13 protein-coding genes are annotated in these 21,632 nt (G+C 60.1%); 5 read left to right on the top strand and 8 right to left on the bottom strand.

Translation table 11 applies throughout. The annotated features are described in order from the left end of the window. Window positions 1–14: 14 nt before the first annotated feature. The 5 genes from BV106_RS23165 to BV106_RS23145 form a co-directional block, all read right to left on the bottom strand. Window positions 15–3,125, bottom strand: a complete 3,111-nt coding sequence (locus tag BV106_RS23165; RefSeq protein WP_038168753.1) for a DUF1553 domain-containing protein — start codon at window positions 3,123–3,125, stop codon at window positions 15–17. Between the two features lie 70 nt (window positions 3,126–3,195). Beyond that, window positions 3,196–4,620: a DUF1501 domain-containing protein gene (locus BV106_RS23160; RefSeq protein WP_038168750.1), complete on the bottom strand. Its 1,425-nt coding sequence runs from the start codon at window positions 4,618–4,620 to the stop codon at window positions 3,196–3,198. 44 nt (window positions 4,621–4,664) lie between these two features. Then, complete coding sequence (locus BV106_RS23155) at window positions 4,665–5,141, bottom strand: four helix bundle protein (RefSeq protein ID WP_081892146.1); 477 nt, start codon at window positions 5,139–5,141, stop codon at window positions 4,665–4,667. A gap of 34 nt (window positions 5,142–5,175) precedes the next feature. Beyond that, window positions 5,176–8,295 carry a PSD1 and planctomycete cytochrome C domain-containing protein gene (locus tag BV106_RS23150; RefSeq protein ID WP_038168748.1) on the bottom strand — a complete coding sequence of 1,040 codons (3,120 nt, stop codon included), beginning with the start codon at window positions 8,293–8,295 and terminating at the stop codon, window positions 5,176–5,178. Between the two features lie 131 nt (window positions 8,296–8,426). Further along, entirely contained in the window at window positions 8,427–8,648 is a 222-nt protein-coding gene (locus BV106_RS23145; RefSeq protein ID WP_265595995.1) for a hypothetical protein, read from the bottom strand. Window positions 8,649–8,756: 108 nt separating this feature from the next. Between BV106_RS23145 and BV106_RS23140 the strand changes: the two genes are divergently transcribed. The 3 genes from BV106_RS23140 to BV106_RS23130 all read left to right on the top strand — a co-directional run bounded on the left by BV106_RS23140 (window position 8,757) and on the right by BV106_RS23130 (window position 14,350). Further along, window positions 8,757–9,596, top strand: a complete 840-nt coding sequence (locus tag BV106_RS23140) for a helix-turn-helix domain-containing protein (protein WP_081892144.1) — start codon at window positions 8,757–8,759, stop codon at window positions 9,594–9,596. A gap of 44 nt (window positions 9,597–9,640) precedes the next feature. Continuing rightward, window positions 9,641–10,030: a VOC family protein gene (locus tag BV106_RS23135; protein WP_038168744.1), complete on the top strand. Its 390-nt coding sequence runs from the start codon at window positions 9,641–9,643 to the stop codon at window positions 10,028–10,030. Between the two features lie 207 nt (window positions 10,031–10,237). Then, entirely contained in the window at window positions 10,238–14,350 is a 4,113-nt protein-coding gene (locus BV106_RS23130) for an autotransporter-associated beta strand repeat-containing protein (protein ID WP_081892142.1), read from the top strand. Between the two features lie 840 nt (window positions 14,351–15,190). Here BV106_RS23130 and BV106_RS23125 read toward each other — a convergent pair. The 3 genes from BV106_RS23125 to BV106_RS23115 are packed head-to-tail and all read right to left on the bottom strand — an operon-like array spanning window position 15,191 to window position 20,073. Continuing rightward, window positions 15,191–18,292 carry an efflux RND transporter permease subunit gene (locus BV106_RS23125; RefSeq protein ID WP_038168740.1) on the bottom strand — a complete coding sequence of 1,034 codons (3,102 nt, stop codon included), beginning with the start codon at window positions 18,290–18,292 and terminating at the stop codon, window positions 15,191–15,193. Window positions 18,293–18,330: 38 nt separating this feature from the next. Next, on the bottom strand, window positions 18,331–19,461 hold the full coding sequence (locus BV106_RS23120; protein WP_038168738.1) for an efflux RND transporter periplasmic adaptor subunit: 1,131 nt from the start codon (window positions 19,459–19,461) through the stop codon (window positions 18,331–18,333). A 27-nt stretch (window positions 19,462–19,488) separates the two neighbouring features. Beyond that, on the bottom strand, window positions 19,489–20,073 hold the full coding sequence (locus BV106_RS23115) for a TetR/AcrR family transcriptional regulator (protein WP_051946225.1): 585 nt from the start codon (window positions 20,071–20,073) through the stop codon (window positions 19,489–19,491). Window positions 20,074–20,662: 589 nt separating this feature from the next. Here BV106_RS23115 and BV106_RS23110 point away from each other — a divergent pair. Together BV106_RS23110 and BV106_RS23105 are read left to right on the top strand one after the other, a co-directional pair. Then, on the top strand, window positions 20,663–20,878 hold the full coding sequence (locus BV106_RS23110) for a hypothetical protein (protein ID WP_265595994.1): 216 nt from the start codon (window positions 20,663–20,665) through the stop codon (window positions 20,876–20,878). 11 nt (window positions 20,879–20,889) lie between these two features. After that, complete coding sequence (locus tag BV106_RS23105; protein WP_265595993.1) at window positions 20,890–21,606, top strand: hypothetical protein; 717 nt, start codon at window positions 20,890–20,892, stop codon at window positions 21,604–21,606. Window positions 21,607–21,632: the final 26 nt, after the last annotated feature.

Here is a 21,632-nt window from a genome sequence, read left to right as displayed (position 1 = left end):
GGAGTGAAAAGGGGCTATCGCTTCACCACACACACGTCATGGTTCAACAGGACTTGCGCGAGCACCGTGGCGGCAGCCGCCTCGGGATCGGGAATGGAAGTGTCTTTTTCCGCAGCGCCTGCATTCAGAAGCAGGGCTGCCAGATCAGGTTGTTTCCGATAAGCCTCCAGCTCTTCCTGGTAGAGCTGACCACAGACTTCCCGCTCGCGGGCGTCTGGCTTCCTTCCCAGACAGGCCAAGAAGCCAGCCTCCACCATCCCCTCGACGCTCCCGCCCTGCTCTCTGTGCAACTTTGCACCCAACATCCGCGCGGCTTCCACATACTGGGTGCCGTTCAGCAGAATGAGGGCCTGGAGCGGTGAATCGGTACGCTCACGCTTGGCGGAACACACGGCCCGACGTGGCGCATCGAAGGCGATCATGGCGGGAGGCGGACTGGTGCGACGCCAGGTGGTGTAAAGACTGCGACGGTACACTCCCTGCCCTGCTGAAGGTTTGGCGGGCTTGAAGGCTTCTTCCATTTCATAGGGATTCACTGGAGGACCACCCACCTGGGGAGCAAGCAGGCCGCTTGCAAACAGGGCGTTGTCACGAATCATCTCCGCCGGAAGCCGGAAGCGCGGTCCACGTGCCAGCCATTGGTTGTCGGGATCGTCGGTCATCACCTCTGGGCTGGCCATGCTTTGCTGCCGGTAGGTGCGGGACATGACCATCGTCTTCATGAGGCCCTTCACGTCCCAGCCCGACTCCATGAAATGCCAGGAGAGCCAGTCCAGCAGTTCAGGATACAAGGGGCGTTCCCCCTGACTCCCGAAGTCCTCGGACGTCTTGACGAGTCCCCTGCCGAACAGCCCCTGCCACATCCGGTTCACGGTAACTCTCGCCAGCAGCGGATTCTCCCGACTGGTCAGCCAATGGGCCAACCCCAATCGGTTCTTCGGCTGCCCTGCGGGAATCGGCGGCAACGCTTCGGGTGTGTTGGCAGTGACTTCATCCCGACGTTGGGTGTATTCTCCGCGGAACAGCACATACGCCTTCTTCGGCTCAGGAAGCTCCTTCATGACCATGATCTCTCTGGTCCCATCTTGGAGATCATAGAACTCGGCCCGTGCCGCCTGCAAGGCAACCTGATGCTGGCTCCAGGTATCATCCGCAGTTGCAAGGAAATGCTCCCGCCAGATCTTCTCATTCTGAAGCTCCTTTTTCGGAGCCTCCGGATCGAAGATCGACAGTGCTTCCAAGGCCGTCACTTCGTGATTGAAGATCCGGACTTCATCCACCGCGCCGCCCTTGAAGCCCCGGTCACGGAAGCGTTCCCCGAGCGAGATGTTGTCGTGACCGCCGCCCGTGATGCCCTTGGTCAACGCGTCGCGAATCACCTCCACCTCTGCAGGTTTTCCGTTGATGTACAGCTCGAGCCCCGCAGCAGCGCTGGAGCCGTCATTGCTGACAGTCACATGGGTCCACTGGTTCAGAGGCACTTCTGCCTTCGACCGCACCGAAGCCGCATTCCCCGGCCAGAAATGAATGAGGGACCACTTGAGTCGGCCGTCTTCGATCAGCAGTTCATACCCGCGACTTGCCGCATCAGTGGAAGCCTGGGAACGATGCAACACCACCGCGCGCTCTTTACGATCGGGTGTCTTCAGCCACAGGGAAATGCTAAACGGTTCGTGTCGGTTGTAGTTCCCCAGAGCCAGATCCATAGGATCATCTCCGGTGAACTTGAGCGCTTTCCCGTGACGTCCTTCCGTAAAATCATTGGCTCCTTTAACCACTGCGCCCCCCTTCTCATCCAGGGCATTGGGAGACTTGCCTCCCTCCAGATGATCCAGGTCAAAACGGGCCACTTCCCCTTTCACCGTCACTGCGCCCTCCTGGAACTGCCACCAGTTCTTGAACCCGTTTTCCAGGCTCAACGCCAGATAGGTGCCATCTTCCTTCAGCCCATCCACTTTGCGCCGGGCAGCACTCAAGCGCTCCTTGGTCGCGCCATCCACCAGCGCCAGCGTGGGCGTGGGTTGCGACGGGGTGAAGTAGGAGTAGAGTCCTGCTTCATCGATGTTCTGGAAGAAGGCGAACAGCGAGTAGTAGTCTTTGTGCGTGATGGGATCGTACTTGTGATCGTGACAGCGGGCGCACTCCATGGTCAGCCCAAGGAACGCAGTGGAGAACGTCTGAATGCGATCGGCGACATACTCCACCCGGTACTCCTCCTCCACACTGCCTCCCTCTGACTCCTGCTGATGCAACCGGTTAAAGGCGGTAGCCAGGATCTGCTCGTCAGTCGCCTTGGGGAGCAGGTCCCCTGCGATCTGCCAGGTGACAAACTGATCAAAGGGCAAGTTGTCATTGTAGGATTTGATCACCCAGTCCCGCCACGGCCAGACCTCCCGCTCACGATCCACCTGGAAGCCATAGCTGTCGGAGTAGCGCGATACATCCAGCCAGTCCACCGCCATGCGTTCGCCATAGTGAGGAGACTGCAGCAGTCGATCCACCAGCCGTTCATAGGCATCTGGACTCGGGTCCTTCACGAAAGCCTCCACATCCGCCGCACTGGGTGGCAATCCTGTGATGTCAAAACTCACTCTACGGATCAGAGTTTCACGGGAGGCTTCTGGCTGCAGTTGCAGATTCTTGCCCGCAAGACCAGCTGTCACCACCGCATCAATGGCGGTGGCACCACTTTGGCCAAGCTTGGACAACTGTTCACCCTTGATCGGCACGAAGGACCAGTGCGCTTCATACTCCGCCCCCTCCTCAATCCACCGCTTCAAGAGCGCACGATCCGCATCGCTCAGATGCCGATTGCTTTTCGGCGGAGGCATGGCGTCATCGACATCATGCGTGAAGATGCGCTCCATGAGCGTACCCTTCGAAGCATCGCCAGGGATGATGGCTCCCTCTTTGATGGCATCCTCCCGCTTGTCCAGTCGCAGCCCCGCCTCCCGCGTGGCCGAATCCGGGCCGTGACAGTAGAAGCAGTTCTCGCTCAGCAGCGGACGGATATCTCTGTTGAACTGCACCTTCGCCGGAGCGGCCGCCGTCACACCGCCAACTCCAACCAGCAAAGGCAGGATCTGAAGCAGCAACGATTGCAAGCATGTGACGGTCGTTGGCATGGTCTCAGGTCTCAATGGCACTGCCCGGCCCGGTTAGGACACGTGGTCTGATTTTTCTTGTCTCCCGGAGCTAGGCGATGATGCCCTTCACCACGTTCCCGGCGACTCCGGTGAGCCGCATGTCGAGCCCCTGGAACTTCACGGTCATGCGTTTGTGATCAATGCCCAGCAGGTGCAGCATGGTGGCGTGCAGATCGTGCACAGGCACGACATTCTCCACCGCGCGGTAGCCCAGTTCATCCGTCGTCCCATAAGTACCCGGCTTCACTCCGCCGCCCGCCATGGCCACGCTGAAAGCGAGAATGTGGTGATCGCGACCTGAACCCTGGCCCATGGGGGTGCGGCCGAATTCCCCGCCCCAGAGAACGAGCGTATCATCCAGCAGACCCCGTTGTTTGAGGTCTTTGATCAGCGCAGCGCTAGCTTGGTCCACATCTTGGGCGGCGCTTTTCATCCCATCCACAATGCCGCCGTGATGATCCCAGGCACGATGATAGAGCTGGATCATCCGCACACCCCGCTCGGCCATCCGTCGGGCGAGCAGGCAGTTGCTGGCAAAGGAACCATCACCCGGTTCCTTGACCCCGTACATTTCCAGCACCTCCTTCGGCTCACTCTTCATGTCCGTGAGTTCAGGCACAGAGGACTGCATTCGAAACGCCATCTCGTACTGGGCAATGCGGGTCTGGATCTCCGGATCCACCCGCTGTTCACCCAGCAGACCATTCATGCGCTGGATCTCCTCCACCACCTGCCGCTGGGTGCTCTGGCAGACACCTTCCGGACTTCCCAGATAGTGCACCGCGTCCCCTTTGGAATTGAACAGAATGCCCTGAAACTTGCTGGCCAGAAATCCACTGGACCACTGTCTGGCGGAGATGGGTTGCTGCCCGGACTTTCCAGCAGATGTTAGCACCACAAACCCCGGCAACTCCTCCGTCTCGCACCCCAATCCGTAGAGCAGCCAGGAGCCCATACTCGGACGCCCCTTGATAATGGAGCCGCTGTTCATGAAGGCATGCGCCGTGTCATGATTGATCTGCTCCGTCTGCATGGAGCGGATGATGCAAAGTTCATCCGCCACTCCGGCCATGTGAGGGAAGAGATCTGAGATCTCATTGCCCGTCTGTCCGTGTTTGGTGAAGTTGCAGAATGCTCCCCTTGCCTTCAACTCGGCTCCTTGAAGCTGGGCCAACTGCTGGCCTTTGGTGAAGGAATCGGGAAAGGCCTTGCCATCGAGGTCCTTCAGCACCGGTTTCCAGTCAAACGTCTCCAGATGCGAGGGGCCGCCCGCCATACAGAGATGGATGACCCGCCGGGCCTTGATGGGGGCGTGGGGCTTGAGCACCGCTCCGCGCCAGCGTTCTGCGGAGGAACCCGCATACGATTGCTCAAGCAAGCCAGCCAGCGCCATACCGCCGAGTCCGTAAGCGGATTGCTGCAGGAAGGCGCGACGTTGCAGGCGGGACGCGGAGTGTAGGAATAACGAGGACATGGGGGAAGGGGAAAAACTTCAAAATTCAAATGCCAAACTTCAACTCAGATACTGCCCGTGGCGACGCGTCGAATCTTGGCGAGGATCAAAAGCAACTCGCTGGCTTCCTTGTAGAGGGCTCTAGCTTCAGAAGCCAGACCGGGCTCTGAAACTGCAATCATTCTAAGGAAAAAACGGGCCTCCTTAGCCTCTTTCACACAACGACTGATGATGAAGACGAAATCCTTCTTGGAGACCCTTTCACTGGCCTCCATATAGTTGGCACCCACACTTGTGGCCGAACCAACCAGTTGATCAATCAACCGATTGTTGGTCGGACAAACGGGCACCTTTTTGCAGAATCGAACCGACGCGGCTCCGAATAGAGTGGTTCGCTCTTCGAGATCAAACGGTCGCTTGGCGACAGCATACTGTTCCCCCTCTTCCCTCAACGAGAAGGATTCATCATCCAGAGAGTTTGCAAGCTCAGCAGGCTCCAAGACTGACCAATCGTCTTCATCTGCATGAATTGGAAGTTCCATGAAGTTTGGTATTTGAAGTTTGAAGTTTTGCCGCTCAGTACCTCGTAATCGTTTCCTGTAGATTCAGCACCACACGTGCGACAGAACTCCACGCGGCCAACTCAACGGTGTCCAGGCCTGCCACCGCAGGCGAAATCCCTGCCTTCACTACTTTCGCGGCATCTTCCGGCGCAGCCTTGAACTGCTCCCGTTGTGAATTGAGGAAATAAGTCAACGAAGACCGTTCCTCACCATTCAACGCCCGCCCTGCGGCCAGTTCCATCGCGGCATTGAGCCGGGCATCGTCGCCCGCAACGTCCAGCTTCAACAAGCGTTCCGCAAAGACCCGGGCGGCTTCCACGAAGGTGGGATCGTTCAACAAGGTCAGAGCCTGTTGCGGAGTATTCGACAGAGTACGGTTGGCGGTGCACTCGTCGCGCATGGGCGCATCGAAGTTGGCCAGCATCGGGTGCAGGAAGGTGCGCTGCCAGTGCATGTACACCCCACGTCGCCACTGGCGGTCATCCGACTCCGCGAGATAGTTCCGGTCCGGAAACTGGAGGTTTTCATAGTACCCGTCCGGCTGGTAGGGCTTCACGCTGGGGCCGCCCAGATCCAGATTCAGGCGACCGGCGATGAAGAGCGCGTTGTCACGCACGAACTCGGCATCGAGCCGGCGGGGATTCTGGGAAGCCAGCAGCCGGTTATTCGGATCGACGTCCCTCAACTCCGGCCGGAGACTGGACCTCTGGCGGTAGGTGTGGGAAAGCACCATCAGACGAATGACGTGTTTCACATCCCATCCACTGTCCCGGAACTCGGACGCGAGCCAGTCAAGCAGCTCCGGATGGCTGGGGGGTTCGCCTTGAGCTCCCAGGTCATCCACCACGATGGAAAGACCGTTCCCAAAGAACTGCTTCCAGAGACGGTTCACAAAGGCCCGAGGGGTGAGCGGATTGTCCGGGGAACAGAGCCACTTGGCCAGATCCATTCGGGACGCACGAGGCGAGTTGGCACCCGCTCGAAAGGAGGCGGGGAGAAACTCCGGCACTGCTGGCGGAGTGACCTCGCCGGTCTCATCCATCCAATTCCCACGAGGCAGGACTTTCACCGTCAGCGGTGGCATGGCTTGCGTGACCATCGTCCACGTCTTGCCTTCCCGGCAATCCAGCCACTGGCTGAACAACTGGCGATACTCTGCCATCGCGGCTCCCGGCTCAATCGGGGCGGAACGTAGAAACGTCTCAGCCAGGCGCGCTGGGACATCTGGCGAAGCCAGGTCATCTTTCACGGATGCAACACCCTCTGGAGCACTGGGTTTCACCGGGGCCAGGGGCGAGACTTGCACCGGATAGCTGGCCGCGCTGTTGGCATCCAGCTTCACCACCAGCCGATCACCTTCCTTGAGCGACACAGGGCGATCAAGCTGCCACACAGATTGCTGCGGAGAGTTCCAGCGGGAAGAGGCCGTCTTCCAACCCTCCTTGAGGTTCAAGACCTGCACGGTACTGCTATACCGGGGATCCTGGAAATCTGCGTCTGCATAGGCAATCGCCAGCCCCTGCTCCTTCTCCACGCCCTGCCGCTCGACCGCGACAGTCACCTTGAACATGGCGCTCCCCTCACCCCCGCTCCGCAGGATGGAAGCTACCGCACCGTGAGGACGCAACTGGAGTCGTACTGCGGCCACGGTCACGATACCTGGGCTCAACTCCAGACGGGAGTTGTCTGCCGCTTTCGAACTCGCGCTGATCCAGCCCTCTGCGTCCACGAGCGGCGATGGGATCTCCTTCTTTGATTCGGCAGGCACTGCCACCCCCTTCTTGCCGGCAGGTGCGGCAGACACGCTCACGGTTGGCGGAACGGTAAGCCAGCCATCCTCATGCTCGTTCAAGAACTTCTCCGCCTCGCTCCGCCATGTCTGAAATGCCTGCTGAATTGCTGGTTGCTTCAGTTCCCCAGCCGCAAGCGTCAGCATGCGCTTTCTCAGGGATTCGCTGCGCTGCTTCAGATAGGGGCTGGTCACCTCGATCTCAGGCGGAAAGGGATACTCGTTGTTCCAGCCTTTGAGTTCGGGATTGGGGGAATAACCATAGTCCGAATAGACGCCCCACTGCTTCACGTCCGCAAAGAAAGCCTGCATGGCGTAGAAGTCCTTTGCAGTAAAGGGATCGAACTTGTGGTCATGGCACTCGCTGCAGCCGAGGGTGGCCCCCATCCAGGCTCCACCCACCGTCCGCACGCGTTCCGCCCCGTACTTGCTCAGGTACTCCTTGGGCTGGGCCCCGCCCTCCCGCGTCATCATGTTCAGCCGGTTGAAACCTGTCGCCACGAGCTGTTCCTTGGTCGGATTCGGCAAGAGATCCCCTGCCAGTTGCTCAATGGTAAACTGGTCAAAACGCTTGTTCTGGTTGAACGCGTCGATGACATAATCGCGGTACGGGAAGATCCGCTGATTCTGATCGCCGTGGTAGCCGACGGTATCGGTGAACCTGGCCACATCCAGCCACCAGACCGCCATGCGCTCGCCATAGTGGGGAGACTTGAGCAGGCGCTCCACCTGTCGGGCGTAGGCATCAGGTGCCGCATCTTTGACGAAGGCCTCAAGCTCCTCTGGTGTCGGCGGCAGGCCAGTGAGGTCCAGGCTCAATCTCCGCAGCAGCGTGCGGCGATCCGACTCGGCCGAGGGTTGAATGTTCTTTGAGGTCAGTTCGGCCTGAATGAAGGCATCGATGGCCTTCGCCCCTTTGGCCTGGGCGTCAGTACCGGGAACGGCGGGCCGCACCAACGGAGTGTAGGCCCAGTGTGCCTCGTACACTGCCCCCTCCGCCACCCATTGCTTGAAGGTCGCTTTTTGCTCCGGGGTCAGCTCCTTGTGAGCCTCTTCTGGCGGCATGAGATCGTCATGATCACTGGTGAAGATCCGCTTGATGATTTCGCTCTTGTCCGCATCCCCAGGGACAATGGGGATGGCTCCACTCTTGCCTGGCTTGAGCGCCTCCTCCCGAATGTCGAGCCGCAGGCCCCCTTTGCGCGAGCTTTTGTCTGGACCATGACAGTGAAAACACGTGTCCGACATGATGGGACGGATGTCCCGGTTGAACTTGACCTTTCCCTCGCCTCGCGCGGCGGCAGTGACCAGCAGGAGCAGGAGTATGGGTGGGAGGAACTTCATGGGCACGGAGGCAGACGGTGCGTGACAGGAATCAGAAACTTCGCGCCATCCGGCACTCTGTCCTGCACCTTTGCATGTCCTATTTGACTCACCGTGCGGGCGGATCGTTGCAATCCCCTGTTCTCCTCCGACTACTCGCCAGTACCACGGGGAACCACCCGGGCCCGCTGCAAGTTCCGGCGGCAGCGGATGTGGAGTTCCCCAAAACTCTTGGGCACGATCTCCAGCCCCTCCTGCAACAGCTCCTGACGCGCGGCCGATCCACGCGGAGGCTCCACGGAAGCCACCCACTTCACCGGCTCAAACAAGGGCCATCCCTCGTCTGCTTCATCGGGCTTGAATGCGGCGTTCACACTGGCAATACGCGTCTCACTCCGTGGGTGGTCGGCCCCCATTTCCCAAACCCGCCCTTGCAATCTTTCCGTGGCGACCGTCCGTAGCGGGATCACCACGGCCGCGTCATGAAACTCCTCTGCCACGCACCGCGCCCACCCCTCTGCCAGTGGGTGGAGATGATCTGGCACTATGAAAGTGCTCCTGTGCCATTCGCGCTGGAGAAGCTCATGCCAACGGGCCGGGTGGATCTCATCATCAATCTGAATGATGAAGCCCTGCGCATCCACGATCCGAAAGACGTCCTTCAAATTGAGCACTACCGTGGCCCCCTCTTCTCTGGAGTGCAGGGCTCCTTCTCGGTGATCGATGCGAGCCAGCAGACCTTGATCATGGGTGTGGCCTTCAAGCCGGGAGGTGCGCACGTGTTACCGGGGTTTGGCGTCGCGGAGATCAGCGATGCTCATCTCAGCGCTGCCGATGTTTGGGGACCTCAGGCGCAGTTTCTCTGGGAGGAGTTGGCTGGCTTGCCCGATGCACGCAGCCGCGTGCAGGTACTGGAGCGCGCTCTGATCAAGGTGATCGCCCGGGGCAGGCAGAGGGAGATCCACCCTGCGGTACAAACGGCGCTGGAGGAGGTTCATCATCGCCCCGCGACCGTCCGTGTGCGGGATCTGGCAGACGACAGCGGCCTGAGTCAGCGACGGTTCATTGAACTCTTTACCCGACAGGTGGGCATCACACCCAAGCTCTACAGTCGCATCCAGCGATTTCAACACACCCTGCAACGAGTGCATGTCCGTCGTGAAGTGGACTGGTGTGAGCTTGCCTTCGACGCTGGCTACTATGACCAGTCCCACCTCATTCGGGACTTTCAGCAGTTCAGCGGTCTATCTCCCACGCAGTATCGAGCACTGCGAACGGAAAACCATAACCACGTCGCGATCACAGACAGCCCCGAAGGGTAAATTTTCTCCAATACGCCAGCGGCGCTTCCGGGTACGATCGGAACATGAGCACTCCCTACCGCCCTGAAGGCTTCTCCGCCATCACTCCGTATTTGATCGCCCCAGACGCTGCCCGTCTCATCCAGTTCATCATTGAGGCCTTTGACGCCAAGGAAAAGATTCTGGTTCATGACGATGCTGGAAAGGTGCGCCACGCAGGATTCCTGATCGGCGACTCCAATATCGAACTTGCCGACGGCAATCCTCAATGGAAGCCGATGACTGCAGGACTGCACCTCTACGTACCGGACACCGACGCCGCCTACCAGAAGGCAATCGCCGCAGGCGGCACCTCTCTCTACGAACCGACCGACATGCCTTATGGCGAGAGAAGCGGGGGCGTGATGGATCCCGCTGGCAATCACTGGTACCTGGCCACCCTGCTTCCGTCCTGATCGACAGAGCATCTGTAAAGGACTGACGCCCCCGACATGAGGCCCCACCTTACTCACAGGCGGGGCTCTTCTCGTATTCGCATTGTGCATTCACCGGATTATCACCAATCCTATCTACTTAACTCACAATGAAGACCTTCTGACGCATTTCATGTGCTGACAATCGGAGCTGGGGACAAGTACAATTAACGCCCCCTTTGCTCCCCCATGTCCCATTACAGCCCCCCGACTGCAGCCCCCTCGCCATCCCGGCCGCTCCGCCCGCTTTGCAAGCGGACCCGGCACCTCCAGTTGCTCGCCTGGATCGGATTCAGCATCCTCACCGCCACAGTCGCCTCCTCTGGGGCGAGCTACACCTACGATGACGACGGCGACAGTGCCAACGGCATCACCGACGGCACGAGTGCAGGATGGAACACCAACGCAGGCAACGCGGTGTGGTTCGATGGCAGCGGCAATCTGGTCTGGCCGAACACGAATACCAGCATTGCCATCTTCGGCGGCGGCACCAGCGGCGTAGCAGGTTCCGTAGCCGTCGGTACGGTGATCGCCAACGGCATCGTCTTCAACGCAACCACCTCCGGCACCTATACCCTCACAGGCGGGAGCATCGCCCTGAGCGGCACCGATCCAACGATCACCACCAATGTCGACGCGGTTATTTCCTCAGTCATTTCGGGCACCAGCATTACGAAGGCGGGCATTGGGAAACTCACTCTGCCCGGATTGAACACCTTCACGAGCCTGACCGTCACGGGAGGCTTGGTCGAATTCACAGCGGAAGGCACTGCGACGAGCGGTCAGTTGGGCAAGGTACCCGCCTCCGCTGCGGCTGGCGTGGGCAACATCACCCTGAATGGCGGCGGGATCTCCTTCGCTTCGGCAGGGCAGATCCAGCTGAGTGCGAACCGGGGCATCGCCATTGGCAGCAATGGCGGCACCATCATGAACAACACCGGGGCGACAAACTTCGTCAACAGCGCCATCACGAACGTGACGGGCCAGGTGGGCACGCTCACGCTCAATGGCAGTGGAACGCTCGCCTTCAGCAACAACGGCAGCACCTACAGCGGCGGCACGGTGATCTCCGGCAACGTGGTCGTGGTGCCCACTGTCAGTTCCGTCTTCTCGGGCGGGGTCATCACGAGCGGTCCGTTCGGCACCGGCACTATCACTTTCAACGGAGGCCAGATGCGCCCCACCAGCGGCGGCAGCATCACCCTGCACAATGCCATCGTCTTCAATGCCAACACCATCTTTGCCGGTGGTGGAGGCAGCAACAACCTCACGTTTGCCGGCACAGTGCTGCTCACGGGCACCCGCACCATCACCAACTCCGGAGCGGGATCGGTCATCTTCACCAATGCGATCAGCGATGGCGGCCTGGGCTACGGTTTCACGAAGGCTGGGACAGGCAGCATCACCTTCAGTGGGGCCAATACCTACTCCGGCGCTACCCGCATTGAAGCAGGCATCCTAACCGCCGGAGCTGTGAATACCTTTTCCGCCAAGTCAGCAGTCACCTTGCTCGATGTAGCCAGCGCCGGGCTCAATCTCGCCGGGTTCAACCAGACCATCGCGTCCCTCTCCGGTGGCGGTGCTACCGGCGGCAATGTCGTCCTGGGCGGCGCCACCCTCACCACCGGAGGAAACAACTCCTCCACCACCTATGGCGGCATCATCTCCGGCACCGGCGGTTTGACCAAGGTGGGCAACGGGACCCTGACGCTCGCGGGAGCGAACACCTATACCGGTGCCACCGTGGTTCAAGGCGGTGGGTTGACTTTGAACTTCTCCTCGAGCATGGCCCCGGCCAGCAACATCATTGCGGGCACCAGCGCACTGACGCTGAATGCCGCGACGCTCACGCTCACGGGCAAGACCTCCACGGTAAACACCCAGACCTTCAATGGCCTCTCGCTCACCGGCGGATCTTCCACCATCGCGCTCAATGCCAACGCCACGGCCAATCCCTTTCTGCTGAGCTTGGGCAACATCACCCGGAGTGCTACCGCCACCGTGAACTTCATGCTGCCCTCTGGCACGCAGGACGCCACCAACGGGATTCGCACGACGAGCACCAACACCAACGGCATTCTGGGCGGCTGGGCCACCGTGAATGGCACCGACTACGCCTCGGTCGATGCTTCGGGCAACATCGTGGCTTACACACCTGACGCCACCGTGAACCGCCTGGGAGGTGTGATCACCAGCCTGGCGGGCAGCAATGTCAAGATCGTGGACGGCGGCACCAGCGGCAACATCACCCTCACCGGCGGAGTCAGCGGCGTCTTTGATATCAACACCCTCGCCCAAAGCGCCACGGGCGGCACGGTCACAATTGATCCAGGCACCACCGACATCCTTCGCTTTGGGGCCTCAGGCGGCATCCTGCTTGCCAATGGGGCCAGCTCACTGGTCATCGGCACCACGGCTGGAGATGGCCGGCTCACTGCGGGCGGTGCAACCAACGCCGCCGGGGAGCTTATCATCAATAATTTCAACGCCGCTACCGGCAATTCCATCACGATCAACTCTTCGATCATCGACAACGATGCCGGGTCCGTCAGCCTCATCAAGACAGGGACCGGCACGCTCATCCTCAACAGCACGGCCAACACCTACACGGGCAAAACTTACATTCAGGGCGGCATCCTCACCGCTGCGGCGGATGGCAGTTTGGGAGTCTTGCCTGGAATCACGCAGGCCGACAACATCACGCTCAATGGCGGCACTCTCCGCTGGGGAGCTGCCTTCACGCTGAATAGCGCACGAGGTGTGACTTTGGGAGCTGCGGGCGGCACCCTCGATACGCAAACATTTAACACCACGTATTCCGGAGTGATCGCTGGCACCGGATCTCTCACCAAAAACGGTACCGGCGCCTTGACGCTGACAGGAAATAACACCTACACGGGCATCACCACCGTTTCGGCCAATGCCCTCCTCGTGGTGGGGTCCAATACGGCGCTGGGTTCAAACAGCGCGGGCACGGTCGTCGCAGCCTCCGGGGTGAACTCCGGCATCCTGCGCCTGCAAAATGGTGTGACGGTGACGGGAGAATCCCTCAGCATCGGTGGCACCTCCCAAATGGCGGGTGGCGCCCAGTCCAATCGTGGATCGCTTCAGGTCGAGGCTGGTGCAACGGGCACCTGGACCGGGAACATCCTACTCACAGATCACGCCCGCGTGGGCACGCAGGACAACGGCATCCTCATCATCACCGGCGTCATCGATGACGGCACCAGTACCTACAAGCTGCAAATCAGCGGGGACGCCGACTTTGCGCACCGGCTAACCTCTTACACCATGCTGTCCGGAGCCAACACCTACAATGGAACGACCGAGCTGATCCGCGGCACCCTCAAGCTGGGGGCCAGCAATACGCTCACGACCACCACGGTTCTGGACGTGCACCAGGCCAACAGCAACACCACCGACTACGCCGGACTGGATATGAACGGCTTCGACCAGACGATTGGGACGCTGCAGAGCACCGGTGTGACCTCCATTGCGACCGCTTCTGACAAGGCGCGCATTTTCAACAGCTCCAGCACGCAAAGCACCCTGACGGTCAATCAATCGTCCATGACAGACTATCTGGGCATGATTGAAGGCAACATCGCTCTCGTTAAAACGGGCACTGGGATTCTCACCCTCAGTTCCACCGGCAGCAGCAGCGCCTATCAAAACAGCTACACTGGCACGACCACCGTGAGCGGCGGCACCCTCCAGGTTGGCAAGGCAGGCATTGGCACCACGGGCACTGGTGCCGTCACCGTTAACGGAGCAGGCAGCGTCCTCGCAGGCACTGGCACCATCCGCGGCGTGGCCACGGTCATCCTCGGTACGATTCGCCCAGGAGACAACGGCGGCACCTCCGCCGGCACTTTGAACTTTGCCCAAGGGCTGACCTTTGCCCCCACCTCGTCTTCCACCGTGGCCGTCCTCAATGTGGATTCGACCGGAGTGGCGGACAAGATCCAGGTCACCGGCTCCCTGACCCTCAGCAGCAACAGCAAGATTGAACTGACCTTTGACGGCGGTTACGCCCCCACCGTGGGCTCCACCTGGTCACTGATTGATTGGAGTGGGTTGCTGACGCTGAACGGCTTCAGCACCGGATCCAATCTGATCCTGCCTGACCTGACGGCGTACAACTCAGACTGGTACTATGAAATCTCAACCCTGGTGAACGGCGCCACCGGCGGCAGTCTGGTGGTGACCATCGCCCCTGAACCCACCTCCACGGCCTTGCTGGCGCTAGGGCTGTCGGCACTGGTGTTGCGGCGGAGGCGGAAGAAAGTGAACCTGGTGTGACTGGGAAGCTTGGGGAGCGCACGCATCTTGCGTGCTGTTCCCGGCATCTTGCCGGGAACCTCAGTCAGCGGGCGGCCTCGCGAGGCGTTACCAAACATTCGCGCAACATCGCATTCAAGCGACATGGAGGCGTTGCAGATGGAGAGAGTAAAAGCGGATGATGTCGGCCTTCCCACCTGAGTATCATCGTTGAACGCCTCCCAACGTAGACTCGCTGGAAGCTCGCCAACGTTGGGCTTGTAGCCCCATCCTCTTCGAGGAAGAACTTCGACTGAGGCGCGTGGAAGGAGTCATCAAATGCCCTCCGCAACCGCCCCCCCCGATGGCTCACGCCTCCAATCTCACTCACTGGTGTTTGGTCACCATCCACCCAGCGCCCCTGTAGTTGTCGACGTGAGGAGAACCGACCAACCGCGCGCGTTTGGGATAGGCGCCAAGGAACGCACTCTGGCTCAGCCCTCAGTGAGGCACCTCAGAGGATTTGGGCCTGAAAGGCCCACAGAGCCCAGCCCAGGGGCATAGGCCACGAAGTGGACGGAGACCCTGGGTACCCCCGCAGAGGATGATCAGGTGGGAAGGCCGACAGCATCCGCTATCGGCCTATCGCTATCAACACCTCCACGTCGGTTGGACCTGATGTCATGCGCTGACTGACGTTCGCGGCAAGATGCCGGAAACAGCACGCAAGATGCGTGCGCTCCCGGGCTTCACCGGCTCTTGCTCACGCCACCAAGTTTCATTGGACACGCCTCAATCACACTCGCCCAAACAAAAAGCCGGGCATCGTCTCACGACGCCCGGCTTTCACATGTGCACGCACTCCACGTGCTCACCACTACATCACGCCACGCTCGGCGCTGGAAGCAGCGCGGGAGTCGTCTCCCCTGCCACTTCTTCCTCATCGCCCTCTGTCTCTGGCTTGTGCTGCTCGGCGATCAACGAATAGAACACCGGCACGACGAAGAGCGTGAACAGGGTGCCCACGATCATCCCCGTCACCAGCACAATGCCAATGCTGTTGCGAGCTTCAGCACCCGGGCCTGTCACCAGCACCAGGGGGAAGTGGCCGAACACGGTGGCGGCGGAGGTCATCAACACGGGACGCAGACGGGTCATTGACGCCTCACGCAACGCGGCCGCCTTCGCCAGTCCTTGCAGTTGCAGTTCATTGGCGAACTGCACAATCAGAATCCCGTTCTTGGCAATCAATCCCACCAGGGTGATCAACCCCACCTGTGAGTAGATGTTGATGGTGGTAAAGCCCACGAACGTGAAGATCAACGCCCCGGAGATGGCCAGCGGCACGGACCCCAGCAGCACGATCAAGGGATCGCGGAAACTGCGGAACTGCGCGGCCAGCACGAGGTAGATGAGCACGACCGCAAAACCCAAGGTGACGGTCAAAGCGGAACCCTCCTTGCGGATCTGGCGAGATTCCCCGGCATAGTCCAGGGTCACGCCAGGTCCTGCGGCAGCTTTCGCGGCATCCTCCAGTACTCGCAAGGCTTTCTCCTTGGTCACCCCCGGTTGCACCCCGGCGAAGATCTTCACCGCGTTGCGTTGCTGGAAGCGGTTCAGCGTACGCGGCGCGGTATGAGCCTCGATGCTGGTGAAGGTGGACACGGGAACGAGGTCGCCTTCCGGCGTCTTCACCTTCAGGTCCAGCAACGGCCCCACCGTGGCGCGGTCACTATCGCCGATCTGCGGGATGACCTTGTAGCTACGGTCGAAGTAATTGAACCGGTTCACATAGGCTCCGCCCAGCAACGTGCCGAGCTCCTGCCCAACCCCGGCCAGATCCAGACCGAGGTCCGCCAGCTTCTCACGGTCAATCATGACCCGGGCTTCGGGCCGGTCGATCTTGAGGTCCGTGTCCACATAGAGGAAATTACCGCTCTGGTACCCGGCCGCGATGACCGCGGAGGCTGTCTCCAGCATCTGCTCCACGGGCGCATGCGTCTGGAGCACGAGCTCCACATCATACTGCCCAGGAGTCGGCAAGGGCGGATCCAAGCGCGGGAACACCCTCAGCCCAGGCACCTGGGAAACGGCTCCATATACCTCGCCGTACATCTCCGCCGTGGAACGGCCGCGACTCTTCCAATCCTTGGCGACCATGCCACCAAAGCCGCCCCAGCCAGCCGTGAGCGACCACATGTACTCCGACTCGTTGAAGGCTGCGATGGCCTCCACCAAACGAAGCGATTCACGGTTTGCAGACTCGATCGTGGAGTCAGGAGGCGTGTCCAGGAAGAGGCTGATGTGGCTCTGGTCTTCCACCGGGGCCAGTTCTTTCTCCGAGAACATGTAGAACGGCCAGGCGGCAAACATCACGATCAGCGCCACCAGCACAATGGCCCAGCGGATCTGCAGAGCCCCGTCGAGCAACACGCCATAGGCACTGCGTACTCGCTCGAAGGTGCGATTAACCAAACGCGTCAGCCAGCCTTCCTTGCCCTGCGGATGCACGAACTTGGAGCTCATCATGGGGGACAACGTGATCGCCACAAACCCTGAGACCACGACCGCAGCCGCGAGGGTGATGGCAAACTCAAGGAAAAGCGAACCCGTCAGACCACCCTGGAAACCAATCGGGGCATACACCACGGCCAGGGTGATGGTCATGGCGATGATGGGGCCCACCAGCTCTCGCGCGCCGATGAGCGCCGCCTGCGTTCGAGACTTCCCGGCATGCACGTGACGCTCGACGTTCTCCACCACCACGATGGCGTCATCCACCACCAGACCCACTGCCAGCACGATGGCCAGAATGGTCAGCAGGTTAAGGCTGAAACCGCAGGCCAGCATGATGGCTGCCGCGCCAATGAGCGAGATGGGCATGGCAATGAGCGGCACCAGAGCCGTACGCAGCGAGCCCATGAAGAGGAACACAGCGAAACCCACGATGAGCACGGTCTCCACCAGGGTCTTGCTGATCTCCTTGAGCGCGGAACGCATGAACATCGTCCCGTCCCACACCAGACTCATCTCAATGTCCTTGGGTAGCGTGGGCCGGATGCGGGCCATCTCCTCCTCCAGGTTCTTTGCCACATCGATTTCGTTGGAGCCAATCAGCGGCCACACCCCGAGGTACACACCCTCTTTCTTGTCGTGCTTCGCAATCAGGTCTGGATCCTCCGCTCCGAGCTCCACATTGGCGACATCGCTGAGACGAACAATCGCCCCTTCACGATCCGCCACGATGAGGTTGGCGAACTCGTCTTTGGAACGCAGGTCCGTATTGGCCAGCAGGTTGATTTCCACCAAGTTGCCCTTGGTGCGTCCCACCGCCGCCAGGTAGTTGTTGCGACGCAGAGCCGCGTGCACATCCCCTGGTGAGAGGTTCAGCGCCGCAAGACGGTCGGGGTCAATCCAGATGCGCATGGCGATCTGGCGGCCACCTTCGATCGTCACGCGTTGCACCCCTGGGAGGGTGGCCAGCTGCGGCTGCAGTGTCCGCGTCAGCCAGTCCGTCACCGCTGGCACCGAGCGTTCACTGGAGCTGAAGCTCAAGTAGAACGTCGCATACGGCCGGTCCGCACGCTGCACTTCCACCACGGGCGGTTCAGCCTCGGGTGGCAGCTCGGTACGCACCTGTTGAAGCCGCGCCGTCACTTCAGCAAGCGCTGCGGTGATGTTGTGGTTCAACTTCAGGTGCACCGTCACCGTACTGATACCGGCACGACTGGTGGAGTCCACGTAATCCACGCCCCCAATCTGGGAGACCACCCGCTCGATGGGGGTGGTGAGGAAGCCTCTGGCCGTCTCCGCACTCGCTCCATAATAGAGCGTGGTGATGATGATGGAGGAGCTTTCAATCTTGGGATACTGCTGGACCGGCAGGGAGCTGATCGACTTCCAGCCGACCAGCACGATCGCCAGGTTGACCACGATGGCCAGCACTGGGTGTTTGATAAAGATGTCTGTGAATGATGAGCGCATGTAAACGGGGCATTTCTGCGGTTGGGAGTGGAAGGCGTTCAGTCAGCCTTGTCGGTAGCCATGGTGGTGACGGGAGCCGGGGCCGGGGCCTTGGCTTCAGCCACGAGCACCGCCTCACGTAGTTTGAAGGAACCTGAGGCGGCGACTTCTTCGCCTGACTTCAGGCCGCTCTCAATGAGCACCTCGTCGGACTGCACGGCACCACTTTGCACGATCCTTTGATGAGCCCGGCGGGCACCGTTGGCATCCGTGGCGATCACGAAAACATGATCCCCTTCCGGTCCGCGACGCAGCGCGCTCACGGGCACACTCACCACCTTCCGTGCAGGGCCCACGGGCACCCGCACCCGCACGGAGGCGCCAGGAGCAGGTGCTTGGGTGGCATCTTCAATCCGGGCCCGCACACCAGCGTTGCGCGTTTTGGGATCCACTCTGGAATCAAGCGCCACGATCTTGGCCAGAACCGGCGTAGAATCGAGAGAAGCAAGCACCTCAACGGTTTCTCCTTCTTTCAAGTTGCCCGCCACCGTCTGAGTGACGGTGAAGTCCACGTGCACCGCATCGTCCACGCCCTGCAGGGTGGTCAGCACCGTGCCTTCCTCCAAGTACTGGCCGGGGTGCACATCCGCGAGCCCCACCCGGGCTCGGAAGGGAGCCAGGATGGTCTTCCGCGCCATCACCGCCTTGGTGCGGGCGGTCTGAGCCAGAGCCACATCCCGTTCCGCCTTGGCACGATCCAGTTCCATCTCTGGGGTAGCGCGATTCTCCGCCAGTTTCACCATGCGCTTCAGCGTGGTTTCTGCGAGCGCGGCCTGGGCTTCTTGAGCCTTGAGTTCCGCCTCCTCTACAGAGACGTCCAGAGCCACCAGCACGGTTCCAGCCTCAACAATCTGCCCCGGCTTGAGGGCGGCGCGCTCCACGGTGCCAGCGATTTCGTTGCGCAACGTGATGGAGCGCATCGCCAGGACGGTGCCAATGGAAGTTGTTACCCTCCGATGCTCCCGCTCCTTCGCGGCAGCGACGATCACCGTTTCCATGGGCTCCGGTTGATTGGCCGCCTCAGCCGCCGACTTCTCCAGTTCCGAACGTTTCCAGGCAGCAAGGGCGAGCCCTCCTGAAGCCACGGCGGCAATCAAGACAAAGGCTCCGATCCAACGAATAATTTTCATGGTGTGAATGTGTGTATAAGAGATTCTTCAGGCGGCGGCTTGAGCCACAGATTTGAGGGCGTCGTTGAGCGTCAGCTCTAGTGCGCCGCGCATGCGATCCAGGTCGCCTTGATTCACCGGGCGAAGCCGGAGGACCCAGTAAAACCACAAGCCGTCCATGGCGGTGGTGACGGACTCCGCGACTCCTGGAGGCAGGCCATCCTGTTCCACGTACTGGTAGAACTCGGTGTAGGCCTCCCGCATCGGCTCGATGAGAGCTGGATTGTGAGCCAGCGCGGCGAAGACGGACCCAAACGCGCGACGCAGTGCCTCCGTCCAAGTCTGGGCATCCGTGAAACAACTCTTGAGCAGACCCCGGGTCATGCGACCAGGCCCTTCCGGCTCATTGTCGTAGGCGGCTTTGAAATAATCCCGCCAGCGATTGGCGGTACGTTTGACCATCCCTTCGATGAGCTGGTCTTTGGTCGTGAAGTAGTGAAGCACCCCACCCTTGCTGACGCCGGCTTCTGCCGCCACGGCGTCAAAGGTGAGTCGAGCCACCCCATCGCGGGCGGCAATGGTTTCGGCGGCGTCGAGGAGCGTGTCTTTGATTACGGGATTCGGTCGAGACATATGAAATTTGATTCATTCAGACCGTCCAGACGGTTTACGCACACCGTCTGGACGGTCTGGCTCAGTTGATGGGAAAGTACAAGCCTTAAACTCCGGGGGTGTCGTTGCTTAAATGACGAACGAGCTAGGCCAGATGTGACATTTCCGGCCGAAATCTTCCGCTCTTGGCGGCAACGGCCTCATCTGGTGCAGTCGCAAGGAGCACGGGCCGAATTGTGGTATTCATGGTCGAGAGGGGGTTTTGGGGGTGCTGAATTGCCCGCCTGTGGACTCCACTGGATATGGAGTTTGCGCTACCGCTTGGGAGAACGGCAGATCGAAGCTGGCTAATTCTGTAGAGCGAATACGGCAATCCCTACTCACCAGATGCGTGGGACCTTAAAATTTTTCTGACGAAGTGCGCAGGACTGTGGATACTGGGATACCCGCTGGAGAGAACCTGAAACATGGCCTCATCTGTCCCTAACGCGAAAAGTGCTCGATCATCCACCGAGCGGAGCAGGCTGGCCCGTCTCGCCGTCGCCCGCAGGTTATGTGGCCTGGCGAATACGATGCCACCCAAGCCATCCACCCTGAAAACCTGAGCACTATGAACGAGGCACCGACAAAACGAAACATCCTCCTTCTCAATCTGGCATTCTGGGCGGTGGCGATCGCTTTCCCCTACTTCATCAGGCTGCTGCCAACAGCATCTGGGAGCCCGCCCAAAATCTATGATGTCCTCGTGCCACTCATCCAAATCATGCTCGCAGTGGGAGCCACCTATCATGTCGCAACCGCCCTTGGCACGAGCAAGCAAGGCTAGAGCGTCATCGAATGGGCATCGTTGAATGCCTCCTGCAAGATAGCATCGTTGTTCTCGGTCATGAGACCTTGCTTGTTGAGCCAGAGCTCAACAAGGTCGATCTCCTCACTTACCGTTTCACTATTCCCCACCCTGACATGGACGAAGACTGCGCAGAAGCACTAGAGCGAATCCGATACTATGTTCGGACTGGTTTTTACGAACCAGATGAGATCGCCGACACCCTTTGTAATGATGTCTTTGAACCGGGCACTCTGGATGAAACATGGGTTCACGAGCAGATCGGATTGGATCTGAAACGGAAGCTGGCAGAAGAGGCGTCATGGACCACAGTGACGGACTGCGATCGCCTGGATCAGGCATTCGCGGAACTTGAGCAAAGCCACGTCATCGCGCTGCAAAATGCGGGCTACACCCAATCAGACGGTATTGAGGACATCACTGAGGTCTGGCACGACGCTGGACAGGGAAACTCTCCAATCATTGGGTACTGCTTCTACCATGGTCAAGACCTCGAACGCGCCGTTGATGGTGAAGGTCTGATGCTCACCTATGGTGATATCCTGGGCACTGATGACCGCGGCCTCGAGGTTGGCAGAATTATCCAACAAGTGCTGGAGAGACGTGGCCTCAGGACTGAATGGGACGGCACCGTTCAGCAACGCATCAATATTCCCAACATTCGTTGGCAGAAGCGATCCGCTACTGAGCGGACATCCAAAGTCTGAGTATTTCCCGCCCTCAAACCAGCTTC

It is taken from the genome of Verrucomicrobium sp. BvORR106 (genome assembly GCF_000739655.1).
Taxonomy (GTDB): domain Bacteria; phylum Verrucomicrobiota; class Verrucomicrobiia; order Verrucomicrobiales; family Verrucomicrobiaceae; genus Verrucomicrobium.
This window is presented reverse-complemented; position numbering and strand designations above follow the sequence as displayed.